The sequence below is a fragment of the Paenibacillus canaveralius genome, assembly GCF_047238265.1.
Lineage (GTDB): Bacteria > Bacillota > Bacilli > Paenibacillales > NBRC-103111 > Paenibacillus_F.
This window is the reverse complement of record NZ_JBDFMM010000001.1, coordinates 1732655-1745638: the sequence shown is the minus strand read 5'-3', so window position 1 is coordinate 1745638 and position 12984 is coordinate 1732655. Positions and strand designations below refer to the sequence as shown.

The window sequence follows — 12984 nt, the reverse complement described above, 5'->3', positions numbered from 1 at the left end:
TGTTAAGAAATAGCGCGAAGCAATTCCTTCACATCTTCAATGCGGGTCAAGCCTGTTGCGGAATCGATAATCGACGTGTACACGTGAGGAATGATGATTTCCGCACCGTTCTCCGCGCAAACTTCCACGACTTTGCCGATCGTATCGATATCGATACCGCCGGTCGGTTCGAATATTTTGATTCCCTGTGCGACGGAAGCTTTCACCATAGCCGCCAGTTCGTCAAGACGCGTCGTACCGCCGATCGGATAGAACTTCACGGAGTGAACGCCGATTTCGGCGAGCATAGCCGCTGCAGCTTCGCAAGAAATCGTGTCGTTTTCAAAAGAAACGCTGGTCGGTCCCGTTGCGATTCGGACTTGTCCGGCCGTTCCGCTTGGCGTAATCAGGGCGTTCACGAGCGTATCTTCGCTGCCCACCGCGCGCATAGCTCCGAGTGTGTAACCCGCAGCCGGGAATACCTGGTTCACGTGAGCCGGTTTGGTGCGGACGGAAACGTCCACAACCTTGCTCCACATCGCCGGATCGCCGGCGCCGAGACCTACGGAAACCGGTACGCCTGCGGCTTGAAATTCTTCTACGGTTTTAACCGCTTCGTCCACGGACGGGAAGTTTTTAACCATCAGGCCTACATATACGCGGCCTTCCGCTGCTTCTACGATTTGCTTGGCGTTTTCAGCCGTTTTCGCTAGTACGTTTAATTTAATCGTCGGTTGTGCCATTTCGTTCTCTCCATCTCCTTTATCTTTAAGGGGGTTTTAAAAACTAGGCTTGCAAAATTTCTTTGATTCTCTGCGCGATCACGCGCTCCTGGCCTTCCAGCAGAGGACGCGGGTCCACGCTGATGATTCCGAGGTTGGAGTAATGATTGCGCGTGTACACGGCCGGGCTGCCCGATTCGAGCTCTTTGATGAGCTCGTAGGCGGTTTTGCCCGCAGCTTTCGCGTCGATGGTGAGCTGCGCGCGGTAAATGGCGCGTCCCGCTTCATCCTGAGTGATGGCGCCCTTCACGCCGGGAACGTCTTTCAGCTCCCCGATGAGCCATTCCATGCGCTCACGCTGCTGCTGGGACTCGTCCGGGCGGTTGTCGTAACGGCGAAGCGCCGTCAGGAGGCCGATGATGCCCTCCTTGCCGATCTTCATCGGACGGCCGACGCCTTTGTACTGCGCCCGACAGGCGGCCATCAGGTCCGCGCGTCCGCAGATGAAGCCGGACGTCGGGCCTTCCAGGGCTTTGCCGCCGCTGTACACGACGATCTCCACACCCATCGCGACGTACTTGCGGAAGTCTTCTTCGGCAGCCGCGTCCACGATAAGCGGAATGCCTTTGTCCTTGGCGATCGCCGCCATCGTTTCGATGGACTGCATCCCCTTCTGCACCGCGTGGTGAGACTTCACATAAAGAAGGGCGGCGGTTTTGTCCGTGACCGCTTCCGCGATGTGATCTTTCTCCACGTGGTTAGCCTGGCCCACCTCGACGACTTTGCCGCCGCCGATCGCGATCATCTGCGGAATGGACGCTCCGAAATGGACGGAGTGGCCTTTCTGGATGATGATCTCGTTGCGGAGGCCGTCGGTGAGCGGGATACGCTCAATCAGCGACAGGCTCGTGCCGGCGATAACGGCCGCGACCGAAATCGCGATGCCTCCGGCCGCACCCGTGGTCGGACAGCCGTCTTCGGCGCCCGTTACCTCGGCGATGACCTTGCCGGCCTGTACCATCAGTTCGCTGATGTCCACATAGTCCATTGCCGCCTCCGCTACCGCCGCCGCCACATCTTTGTGGACGGCGCTGGCTCCGAGGGCGGTCATTTTACCGCTTGCATTGATGACTTGCTTACAACCGTAACGCTCAAAAATACTCATGGTCTCTCTCCTCTATCCTTGATTTGAATCCATGGTATGAACATCTTGTCGTGCAGGGCTGACTTTCGCCAATCTCGCTTATTTCGTTACGATCGGGAAGATCGCGCCGAGGATCATGGCTCCGATAATCGCGCCGCCGGCGATCGGCTTTTTATAATAGTAGAAAATAGCTGCGCCGATAGTTGCGCCGATCCCGACCGGAATGGAGGCCATAACGGCGGAGATGACAATCAGCGGGCCCAGATAGCGCCCGGAGGCATTCCCCGCACCCATCATGACATCCGCTCCGAACGTCGAATTCGAGGCGTTGATCGTAAACTTACGAATCAGGATGATGACTGCTCCGACGGCTACGCCGAGTACGGCGCCTGTCAGAAGAGCCAGCGGGAAGTTCGTGAGCGGTGCCGTCATACCGGCGCCGAGCATAAGAGCCGGCACACCGATACCGATTCCGGTTTGAAGAGAGCCGCCGATGTCGAGGATACCGACCAGAGGGGCTTCGAGAATACGGGCGAACAGGAAGCTTGCGCCGAATGCCGCTGCGGCTCCGTAGCTGCCGCCCTTCAGACCGGCTTCCAGCATGGCGACGATCGCGATATCGTTAAAAGCGCCTACATGATATACATAGTATAAGTGAGTTCCGGCAAAAATCCCAGAAGAAAGACAAGCTACGAACAAAACAAATGCCCATTCCGAGAACCAGAAGCCTTTTTGCAAGTTATTTTCCATGTTATTTCACCACCGATCCGAAGAATGCATGCAGGTCGATCAGCCACTGCGGTGTCGTCAAGCTCATGCTCTTAAGAAGCGCCACGTCAAACGCGCGGAAGAATCCGCTGAAAATGAACAGCAGGATAACGGCTACGAGCATGGTCTTAGTGATCCGGTTCCAGCCGCTGTCGTCCACGCCCTTGCCGATGAGAATACCGAGCACGATACCCGGCACGGCGTTGCCCATTACGAGGTGGGAGAAACCGCCGAGCATGGTCGCCCATACACCCGTCCGTTTGCCCGCATCCATGGCGGCGGTCCAGAATACGATCGGCATGATCGGATTGATCAGCCAGTTTGCCGCCGGGACAAGTACTTTCGTTGCGACGGATTGCAGCGAAGCCGGAATCGCCGCCGCGGTCGAGTTCAGAAGCGCGACCACCACGGCACCGATAATTGCGCCGGTCCAAGCCATTTTACGCGGGTCGTGGAGTGTTTCCTCCAGCTTTTTGTTGCGGGAAAGCAGCGCAGCGGCCGACCAGTGCGGAATGATCCGGTGGTCGACGTCCTGGGTCAGGGCGCCTGCGCCCACGACGGATGCCCAGGCGTTGAACAGGAAGCCGAGGCCGAACGAGAAGTGAGCGACGGCGTCGCCTTCGCAGGCGTTCAGCTCGCCGAAAGTGCGGAATGCGCCCATTCCCTGCACGTTCGGTGCGTGGAACATCCGCGCCGCGCCGGCTCCGACCCCGAAACCGACCAGGAGTCCGATAATGATGGACTCAAATACGATCATCAATGTGTTCATGTGTATCCCCCAAAACTTCAGTATACAGGTGGTCTCCAGATCTCTCTATCCTCACTCAAAACAGCTGTCCCGGCAGCTCAGCGCATATGAAGCAGACGCTGATACTTGCTCAGGTTCTCTTTATTTTCTGTAAATTCCACTTCCGAAAGGTTCACATATTTCAGTTTGACCGTTATTCGCAGAGTCACCTCGTAGCGGGTTCTCGTCCGCGGAAATAAGAATCCGAGAAACTTCTCACGGTATTGCGTCAAATGGGCCGAAACGACTTCCACATCCTGAGGCTCGATTTGCAGAAGAACATCTGACGTTTCCTTCGAAATTTGGCTTTTCATGCGGGTCAGAGCCTGTTGAAAAGCTCCCTGCTTGGTTTCCGACATCCCGCTTACGACGAGTGTTAACGGCTTTTCCTGAAACATGGTTTACCTCCCGTTTTTCTTGATAAATTCTTCGGTTAAACGGCGGCCGAGTTCTTCGACATCCATGAAACCGAACCCAAGAACTTTTTTGCCTTCGCGGATCGCCGTAACGCCCGCATCAATGGAACGCATGCCGAATTCCATCGGATATTTGTATTTGGTATTCGCCGTAACCGCACCCGCACCGCCGCTTCCGCAGAAGGAGATGCCGAAATCGGCGTTTTCTTTGTTCATTACGTCGCCAAGCTTCATGTCGGCTCCGACGCCCGGAATCACGATAGCGACTCCGCCGGCGGCCTCTACGCCTTTTGCCACGTTTTGACCTTTACCCAGACGGTCACCGATAACTACTTTCACCTTGTTTTCCATGGACTTTCACTCCTCAAAGATTAGTTTTCGCCGCTTCGAAATGAACAGCCAGGAAAAACACCTCGGCGTCATCCAGTTTCCTTTGCGGCGGCATGTTGTAGCCCGCGAACAAGCGCTTGCTGAGATCGATAGACTCCGCACTGATCTCCTCGAACATCTCCGGCTCGATTTCCGGCAAATATTCGTCCTGATCGACTCTTCTCAGGAAAGCGAGAAGATGAATGCCGATAATGACGGCTTTCGTATGCGGTATACTAAGCCCGATCTCTTGCGACATCGGGCGAAGTTTCGTTAACAGGTCTTCTACCGCTTCGAGCTTTTCGGGAGAAGCTTCCGTTTTCTGCGGGATTTCTTCCAGAACTTCATTTATGTTGTACATGGTGTATCGCTCCAGCTCTTAAAGTATATTGCGGCACCAGCTGCTGGTCGTATTGAACCGTTTTGCTTTCCGAATCCGTTAGGGAAACGGGCTCCTGCACAAGCTTGAATACGGTGATATCCGCTTCGGCGCCTTCGCGGAGGGTACCGATTTCGTTTTCACGCTGCATGGCTTTGGCCGGGGCCACGGTCGACCAGGCTACTACCTGCTCCAGGGAATAGCCCATCGCCAGGAGTTTCGTCATGGTCAGGGCGAGGCTGTAAACCGGCCCGCGCTCCAGATTTTCCAGATACAAGTCCGTGGAAATGGAGTACGGATCAATGCCCAGCTCCTTCGCTTTAATCATCGTATCGAAGCTGAAGCTGGAGCTGCCGTGTCCGACATCGAACAGGACGCCGCGCTCCAGCGCGCGGACCGCCTGCGGTATCAGGCTGCCGTCCGGGCTCAGGATGCCGCCCGCTTTGCCGTGGAAGGCGTGCGTGACGACATCGCCGGCTTCGAGCAAGTCCAGCACGTCTCCCAATTGAGGAGGCGCGTTGCCGATATGAACCATTACCGGAAGGCCCGCTTCTCTTGCCGTGTTTTTGGCAATTTCCAGGGGACGGATGCCGCTCGTTTTGACGACCGATCCGCTCATGCGGGCTTTGATGCCGATTATCCGGTCCTTGTTGCGCTCAATGACCGCAAGGACTTCCTCCGGGTCGAGCTTCGTCAGATCGGCCAGCTCCGACCGGCCTTCGACGAGACCGGGGGCCGAGATGTTCAGCCAGGCATAAACCCGGCTTTTGCTCGGTTCGATGCTTCTGCGGACAAAATCGTCGAAATTGGCGGCTCCGGAGCTGCCTGCGTCTACGACGGTCGTTACCCCCTGGTCGATCCCGACGCGGTCCGGGGCTACGCCCATGGCCGGTACGCCTTCATAAATGTGGGTATGCATATCAATGAAGCCTGGCGACACGTAACTTCCCGAAGCATCGAGCGTCTTCTCGGCTTCGACGTCGACCGTGCCCCGTTCGAACACGCCCGCGATTTTTCCTCCGCTTACCGCAACGTCAAATGCACCGGATATTCCTCTGGATGGATCGATTACTGTTCCTCCGTGGATCAACAAATCCGCTTTCATGGTTACGCACTCCTCTCAAAATACCTTAGAATGGCCATTACTTCGCCTTCCGTCGCATGGATGCGATGTTCGGAAAGCAGCATTTTTAATTCCTCCGCAAGCTCGCCTTCCGCCCCTTCGGTTACAGGAGCGGCTCCCGTCTGAATATAAGCCGTATCGAACGCGATGCGGTTCATCATAAAAAGCAGATGAAGCGTCAAGCCTGCGAGTCTCTCCTCATTCAGATACGGGGCAAAACGTGTCCGGATGGCCCGGCTCAGTTCAAAGCCTCTCCAGATTATATCCTGGAACTTCTGCTCCAGGTAGGAAAGTTCGGGTCTCTGCAGGCTCGATGACCGGCCCGCCGAGTTACTTTCCGGGTCTTCGTGCTTCTCCAGGTTTTCAAGCCTTAGCCGGATCGATTTGAAATCGTTCTTGTCCGGAATCGGATTGACGACCACGACAGGTACGGACGCTTCAATCGGGAATATGCTGATGACCAGATCGAAATCGCCGCCGGCCTGCTTGTCGAACTCCATTACGGAACAGAAGGCCGCGACCTGGAGGGTCTTGATTTCATTTTCAATGACCGTCTTTAACAGCTTGGATGTCCCCCGGCCTGTTCCGCATACGACCAGCGCCCGGTACCTCTGTACTTCCTGCCTTCGTTCGAAAGCGGCTTGAAAGTGAAGAACGATATAAGCGATGTCCGAATCCGACAGCAGGATGCCGTAAGGGGAAAATACTTCTCCGCAGGCGGAACTCACGGTTTCGAACATGCTCCGGTAAGATCGCAGTATCTCTTGAAGCAGCGGATTCGGTTCCGCGACTCCGTAGCTGTATTTGTTCAATTTGTCCGCAATATGCGCATGAAGATGCTGCATAAGATCCGGATCTTTGCGGAACCGGACATGAACCGACTCACTGACTCTGTCGATAAGCTTCTTCGTCACGGCAAAAGCGTCGGGCAGCTGCGCCCCGTCTTCATCCCGCTCCTTGAGCAGCGGGGGAATGAGGCCGATCGCCGGCAGGCTGATGTAGCGGATATTCTCCTCGGATAGAGGCAGCTCCAGCTCCGCAAACAGTCCCGTCAGCTTCTGCCGGAACAAATCCGAGATGCTCAGATGGTAGCCCGCAAGCGTCCGCTGATCGAAGGCGACGGCGCGTTCGCCCGGATCGGAAGCGGCTTGTTCCTCCGCCTTCGCCGTGTACTGCCTCTGAATGACGATGCAGAGCCGGATGAACACTCCGATGATCGCGTTGTCCGTCAGCAGCAGTTGAGTCTTCTCCTGGATTTCGCGGACCAGCGAGCCGACTTCCTCGAACACGCGGTCGAGATCGCGCACCGGCTGCAGAAACCATTCCAGCAGCTTGCTGAAGTGAAGGTGCGGCCGGCGCTCCTGCACGACCCCCTGAACGATCTGGAACATGTCGTTCCCGTCCAGCAGGTCCTGAATCACATGCTCCAGGACTGCGCGCCTTCTCATTTCGGAACCGCTTACCCGGATTCCGTGTCGGGTCCGGCTGAGGGTCAGGCCCGATCCCGCCAGCAGTTGATCGGCCAAAGCCAGATCCGCCTGAACGGTATTCCGGCTTACATCGTGTTTGGCGACAAGTTCGCCGATGGTGAGATAGCCGTCCAGCAGCAGCAGGTCGATCAGCATATGCCTCATCCGTCCCTGCTGGTTCAGAAAGACGTGCTCGCCGACCGCATCCAATTTTTCCAGCAAATGAATGCGTTCCGTATCGGTGCAGTCGATCCAGATTCCCCGGCTCGGCTTTGACTGCAGTTCGATCTGTTCCTGCTGAAGCCAGAGCCGGATCGTTTCCAAATCATATTTAACGGTACGTTCGCTGACTTGAAACTCTTCCGCACATTCCTTGATGCGGAGCGGACTGTGGGAATAGACGATTTTTTTGAGCAGTGCACGAGATCGCGTTGTGAGCGTCATGATAGCCCTCCTGCATATTCATCCTGTTAACGTCTATTGTACCACTACCCGCCCGCCGATACGGAAGAAAAACAAGTCTTCCCCAGCGGCCCGGCATCTCGGTTACCGCCATTACATTTCTATGGGCGCGTTCTTCGCTCGCAGGCATTTATAGACTTACCGGTATATCGGGCCGGCCCGCGCAAAAGTTTACAGCCATTCCGCCACGGCCGGAACCCGGCTCAGGATATGACGGCGGATTTCCTCGGCCGTCTCCAGTTCCAGCGCTTCGTCCGCCAGACGGCTCATCTCGCCCCGGTCCAGCTTGTGCATCAGTGCCCGCGCCTGAGCGACGGAGCCGCTTCCCATGCTGAACTCATCCAGCCCCATGCCGAGCAGCAGGGGAATCGCGATTACGCTGCCGGCCATTTCGCCGCACATGCCTACCCAGCGGCCTTTCGCGTGCGCCGCCGTGATCACGTGACCGATCAGCCGGAGCACCCCCGGATTGAACGGTTCGCTCAAATGCGCGATCGTTTCGTTCATCCGGTCCGCCGCCATCATGTACTGCACGAGGTCGTTGGTGCCGATACTGAAGAAGTCGGCTTCGCGCGCCAGCTGATCGGCCGCCATACCCGCTGCCGGCACCTCGATCATGATGCCCACTTCGACGCCGGCTGCATAGCTGACGCCTTCGGCATCCAGCTCCGCTTTCGCTTCGGCGAGGACCGCGTTCGCCTGGCGGAGCTCTTCAATGTTGGAGATCATGGGATACATGATCTTCACATTGCCGTAAGCGCTCGCACGGAGTATCGCGCGCAGCTGCGTGCGGAACAAATCTTTCCGGTCCAGGCAGAGGCGGATGGCGCGGTAACCCAGGAACGGGTTCGCTTCCTTCGGCAGGCTCAGATAAGGAAGTTCCTTATCGCCGCCGATATCCAGCGTACGGATGACGACCGGCCGGCCGGCGAACATTTCGGCCACGATCTTGTAGGCCAGAAACTGCTCTTCCTCCGTCGGCATCGAATCGCGTCCCATATACAGGAACTCCGTCCGGTACAGCCCGATGCCCTCGGCTCCGCCGTCTCTGGCGGCCTGGGCGTCCTGCGGGCTGCCGATGTTCGCGGCAAGCTCGACATGATGCCCGTCCGCGGTTTCCGTCGGGCGGCCGATGTAGGCGCCCAGCCGAGAGCGGCGCTCTTCGTACCGGGCCTGCTTGCCCCGGTACAGCTCCAGAAGCCCGGCATCGGGATTGATGTGGACGGTGCCTTCGCCCCCGTCCACGATCACGTAGTCGCCGGGCTGCACCCGTGCCGCTCCCGCGCCCATGCCGACAACGGCCGGAATCTCCAGGGAGCGGGCCATGATCGCCGAGTGCGAGGTCCGACCGCCCACCGCCGTAACGAAGCCGGCGATGCGGCTGCGGTCGAGCCGCGCCGTGTCCGACGGCGTCAGGTCATGGGCGAAGAGGACGACCGCTTCGCCGTCGCCGCCGATGTCGCCGGCAGATTCCCCGCGCAGCAGACGCTGCAGGCGGCCCGCCACATCGCGGATGTCCGAGGCGCGCTCGCGCATGTAGGGGTCGCTCATGTTCTCGAACAGCTCCACGAGCGCCTTGGCCGCGTCCTCTACGGCCGCTTCGGCGTTCAGCCGCTCCGAACGGATGGCGTCGGCCGCCGCCCCCACGAAGTCGTCGTCTTCAAGCAGCAGCATGTGCGTTTCGAAGATCTCGGCGTGAGCCTCACCCAGTTTGAGAGCGGTTTCTTCTTTGAGGCACTGAAGCTCGTCAAGAGCTTCCTTTGTCTTCTCTTCCAGCCTTGCGGCTTCGGCCGCGGTTTCTTCTTCAGCCAGCGTTCTGCGCTGCGCTTTCTCTGCCTGCGGCTGCCACAAATGCGCCTTTCCCATCGCGTAGCCGGGTGCGGCCGCGATTCCCTTGACGCTTTCCGTTTCTCTCTCCACTATCATCCCGTCACCTATTCAAGTACGGACTCGAGCATGGTTCCCAGCTCGTTTACCGCTTCTTCTTCCTGTTCGCCGGAAGCTTTAACCGTTACTTTATCGCCGTAACGCATTTCCAGGGAAAGCAGACCGACGATGCTTTTCGCATTAACGCTTTTGTCTCCCTTGGCAATCGTAATGTCACATGTAAACGCTTTTGCTTTTTTCATAAGTGCCCCTGCGGGACGCGAGTGAATACCTAACGGATTCTGTACGGAAAACTCTTTCTCCATCTGTGGTATCTCCTTCCGATTTGAAGCTGGTTTCTGCTTAAACTTTTTGTAAAGGAAAGGTTCCTGTAAGCCCAAGATAACGCAACCGCTTCCAACTGAAAAGATCAAACCTTTTGCACCATCCACGGTGCAAAAAGAAAACCGGGTCTGGGAAAATAGTCCCAAACCCGGTCTTCAGTTGCCGCCATGCGGGGAATTACGCCGGAAAATTAGGCGGTTGAGGCAAATGGCCTTCCTCCGCGGAGGGCACCGCTTCTTCTCTTTTTTTACGGCCGTCGGCCATCAGCCTGACTGCTTTCGCCTGTACGACTGGAATCGATAGAAGACTGACAAGCGTGATTCCGATTATGGAAATATACAGCCAGCCCTCCAGTTTATCCAAAGACATAATGAACATCAGCAGCACAATCCGCATCCCGACCAGCATCGTTTCCCGCCAGACGAGAAAGGCCGCTTTTCTGCCCGGAGCGTAGTCTTCAATACATTGAAACTGCTGGGCGTTCCAGATCATCGCAAAGAAAAACATGCCGAACGCCGTAAGCACATTCGAAAGGATCAGCAGCGGTTTAAGGGGAAACATCGCGATCACAAATCCGGCCGAAAGCAGAAGAACGCCGAGCCAGAGGCAGAAATTGTCGTTCCATTTGAATTTCCGGTACAGAACAAGCCCGAGAAAAGCCGATCCCGTATACAGCAAATTCAGCAGCGCGATAAGCAGCTTATCCTGGGTGACCGTGAACGTGAAAACGAGCGTAAACAGGTTTTGAAACTGAAGGAATACGCCTCCGGCCAAAATCGAAAGAATCAGCCAGACGGAATGGCGGTCTCCGAAAACCCGCTTCCACTGAAGCTGCTGCCAGAAACCCGTGGGGGGCGTTTCCGTTCTCGGCAGGGCGATACGGGGCATCGTCGCCGAGAAAACCAGCATGACGATCAGGAAGACAAACATTAGGATAAACGAGCTTTCATACCCGAACCAGCCGATAAACTGGGCCGAAATAATTGGAATAACCATGGACAGTATCGACGCGATGAGGTTGTTGGCCGCGAAAAAGGAAGCGATTTCAGTTCCTTTACCCGAGAAAGAAACGCTCAAATTTTGAGCGACCGTATAAAACCCCCACATGAGACCGACCGGAAATCCGATAAGGGCGATCCATAGAATCCGGTTTTCCAGCGTCAGGAACGTCAGCATACTAAATGCGGCCGCACCCCCGAAGGCGGACAAAGCGAGCAGCAGGCGGATCGTGCGGTGATAAAGCAGCTTCGCCCCGAAAACGAACGAAAATCCCCAGCCGATAAACATCACCATGTTGAACCAGGATATTTCAAAAATGCTGGTGTTGGCCTGCCAGATATACAGGTTCACGAAAATCCCGATGTAAATAAAAATGATGGACGACACAAAATTCATGATGAGCATTTTTCGCATGTTCGTCGACAACGGATTCACCCTTCCGGCTCAAGCATCCAATCGATCGGGAAAATTTTCCGATTCTCAAGCCCTGTTCGCATTATAAGCATAAGTTGTATACGCGTCCATGATTAAATTTGTTAATTTTCGCGATTATTTTTTTATAAAGGGACAACCCCCCAGTCCTCTCTATCTTACGGTTCATAGCATAGAGAGATTTCTAATCGAGAACCTGGAGGAATGAGCCATGACGACTTGGATCACCACACTCGCTTTTATTGCCGCCGCAGCCGTCGTTTTTCTGATTTTCCGTAAAAAAGAACAGCCGAAAGAGCCCCATCAGCCGTTCCAGCTGATCGTAAAATTCAAGCCGGAGACACCGGAAGAGCTTATCTCGAAGCTTCATAAAAAGTACAAATGCAAGGTGCTGGAACAGTGCAGCACGCTCGGTCACCAGGTTTTGTTCACAAAGCAGCCTCTGATCAAAACGATTAAAAAGTATGAAAAACACGACAGTGTGGATTACGCGGAACTGAATTATATTTATCAGGCGTTCGACTCCCCTCCCGCCGCCGGCAAAAAACAGGGGAAAGGCCCCTCCTCTCCGGATGCGGAAACGTTTGCGACCCCCAACGATCCTTATTTCAGCCTCTATCAGTACGGTCCGCAGAAGATTTCGGCGCCTTCGGCTTGGGATTTTGCGCAGAGCAGCAGCTCCATCGTCATCGCTGTCCTGGATACGGGGGTCGAGCTGACTCATCCGGACCTGGCCCCGCATCTGGTTGCCGGGTACGATTATGTGGACAACGATTCAATCCCGAGCGACGGTAACGGACACGGCACCCACGTGGCGGGCATTGCCGCTGCCGTTACGAACAACGGGATCGGCATCGCCGGCGTCGCTCCGCTCGCTTCCATCCAGCCGATCCGGGTCCTTGACAACTCCGGCAACGGAACGGTCAGCAACATTTCCAACGCGATCATCTATGCTTCTTTCTTCGGCGCCCAGGTCATCAATCTCAGCCTAGGCTCCCCATACAGCTCGACTACTCTCCAATACGCGCTCGACTACGCATGGGGCAAGGGCTCCGTCATGGTGGCGTCCGCCGGGAACGACGGAAGCACAACTCCCAACTATCCGGCCGCTTACTCAACCGTCATCTCGGTAGCTTCCACGGATTCGGCCGACAACATTTCCTCCTTCTCCAACCGCGGAAGCTGGGTGCAGGTCGCCGCGCCCGGGACGACAATCCTCTCGACATTCCCCGGCTCAAGCTACGCCTACCTCAGCGGCACGTCCATGTCCGCTCCCCACGTGTCGGGTCTTGCCGCTCTCCTTGCGGGACAGGGCCGTACGAATGCGCAGATCCGCGACGCGATTCTGTTTAACGCCGATCCGATCGCCGGAACGGGCACCTACTGGGTGTACGGCCGGGTAAACGCCGACCGTGCGGTACGGTCGTAAGGCAGAGCGGTTACGTTCGCAAAACGGTTCCGGGACGGCCGGCCATTTTCACCGGATTCCTCCCGGGTCAGGCGCACAGACGGCTTTCTCCTCATCCCTAAATCCTCGACAGATCAGCGCATATGCGGATTGCTCCTCATCCGTAAATCCTCGACAGATCAGGCGCATACGCGGATTGCCCTTCATCCGAACATCACCGCCCTTTATTAAAAGCTCCCTCTCCGGGGGCTTTTTTTTGTAGCAGCATTTTAATTCGGCAGATTTCGGGACGATCATTTGGAGGGCTTCTCCAAAT

Annotated in this window: 13 protein-coding genes; 1 reads left to right on the top strand and 12 read right to left on the bottom strand. The window is 56.3% G+C overall.

Features of this window, described 5'->3' with window-relative positions:
* Positions 1-2 precede the first annotated feature (2 nt).
* From ABC395_RS08125 to ABC395_RS08070, 12 genes are all read right to left on the bottom strand, one after another.
* Positions 3-722, bottom strand: a complete 720-nt coding sequence (locus tag ABC395_RS08125) for a KDGP aldolase (protein WP_103995274.1) — start codon at positions 720-722, stop codon at positions 3-5.
* Between the two features lie 43 nt (positions 723-765).
* Positions 766-1866, bottom strand: coding sequence for a DgaE family pyridoxal phosphate-dependent ammonia lyase (locus ABC395_RS08120; protein WP_413002145.1), 1101 nt, complete (start codon positions 1864-1866; stop codon positions 766-768).
* A 78-nt stretch (positions 1867-1944) separates the two neighbouring features.
* Positions 1945-2595 carry a DUF4310 family protein gene (locus ABC395_RS08115; protein ID WP_103995276.1) on the bottom strand — a complete coding sequence of 217 codons (651 nt, stop codon included), beginning with the start codon at positions 2593-2595 and terminating at the stop codon, positions 1945-1947.
* Position 2596: 1 nt separating this feature from the next.
* Positions 2597-3382: a DUF4311 domain-containing protein gene (locus tag ABC395_RS08110; protein ID WP_042228726.1), complete on the bottom strand. Its 786-nt coding sequence runs from the start codon at positions 3380-3382 to the stop codon at positions 2597-2599.
* Between the two features lie 77 nt (positions 3383-3459).
* On the bottom strand, positions 3460-3798 hold the full coding sequence (locus ABC395_RS08105; protein WP_042228729.1) for a DUF4312 family protein: 339 nt from the start codon (positions 3796-3798) through the stop codon (positions 3460-3462).
* Positions 3799-3801: 3 nt separating this feature from the next.
* The gene (locus tag ABC395_RS08100; RefSeq protein WP_103995278.1) at positions 3802-4167 is read right to left on the bottom strand and encodes a glycine-rich SFCGS family protein; all 366 of its coding nucleotides are present in this window, start codon (positions 4165-4167) and stop codon (positions 3802-3804) included.
* A gap of 13 nt (positions 4168-4180) precedes the next feature.
* Entirely contained in the window at positions 4181-4546 is a 366-nt protein-coding gene (locus tag ABC395_RS08095; protein WP_413002141.1) for a hypothetical protein, read from the bottom strand.
* Positions 4530-5669 (bottom strand): amidohydrolase/deacetylase family metallohydrolase, encoded by a 1140-nt coding sequence (locus ABC395_RS08090; RefSeq protein WP_413002139.1) that lies wholly within the window; start codon positions 5667-5669, stop codon positions 4530-4532. The genes ABC395_RS08095 and ABC395_RS08090 overlap by 17 nt, the downstream gene beginning before the upstream one ends.
* A gap of 2 nt (positions 5670-5671) precedes the next feature.
* The gene (locus ABC395_RS08085; RefSeq protein WP_413002137.1) at positions 5672-7600 is read right to left on the bottom strand and encodes a BglG family transcription antiterminator; all 1929 of its coding nucleotides are present in this window, start codon (positions 7598-7600) and stop codon (positions 5672-5674) included.
* A gap of 189 nt (positions 7601-7789) precedes the next feature.
* On the bottom strand, positions 7790-9544 hold the full coding sequence (ptsP, locus tag ABC395_RS08080) for a phosphoenolpyruvate--protein phosphotransferase (protein ID WP_413002136.1): 1755 nt from the start codon (positions 9542-9544) through the stop codon (positions 7790-7792).
* Positions 9545-9552: 8 nt separating this feature from the next.
* Positions 9553-9810, bottom strand: coding sequence for an HPr family phosphocarrier protein (locus tag ABC395_RS08075; protein ID WP_009677256.1), 258 nt, complete (start codon positions 9808-9810; stop codon positions 9553-9555).
* A 196-nt stretch (positions 9811-10006) separates the two neighbouring features.
* Complete coding sequence (locus tag ABC395_RS08070) at positions 10007-11263, bottom strand: MFS transporter (RefSeq protein WP_413002133.1); 1257 nt, start codon at positions 11261-11263, stop codon at positions 10007-10009.
* 208 nt (positions 11264-11471) lie between these two features.
* Here ABC395_RS08070 and ABC395_RS08065 point away from each other — a divergent pair, with 208 nt between their 5' ends.
* Positions 11472-12689 carry a S8 family peptidase gene (locus ABC395_RS08065; protein WP_413002131.1) on the top strand — a complete coding sequence of 406 codons (1218 nt, stop codon included), beginning with the start codon at positions 11472-11474 and terminating at the stop codon, positions 12687-12689.
* Positions 12690-12984: the final 295 nt, after the last annotated feature.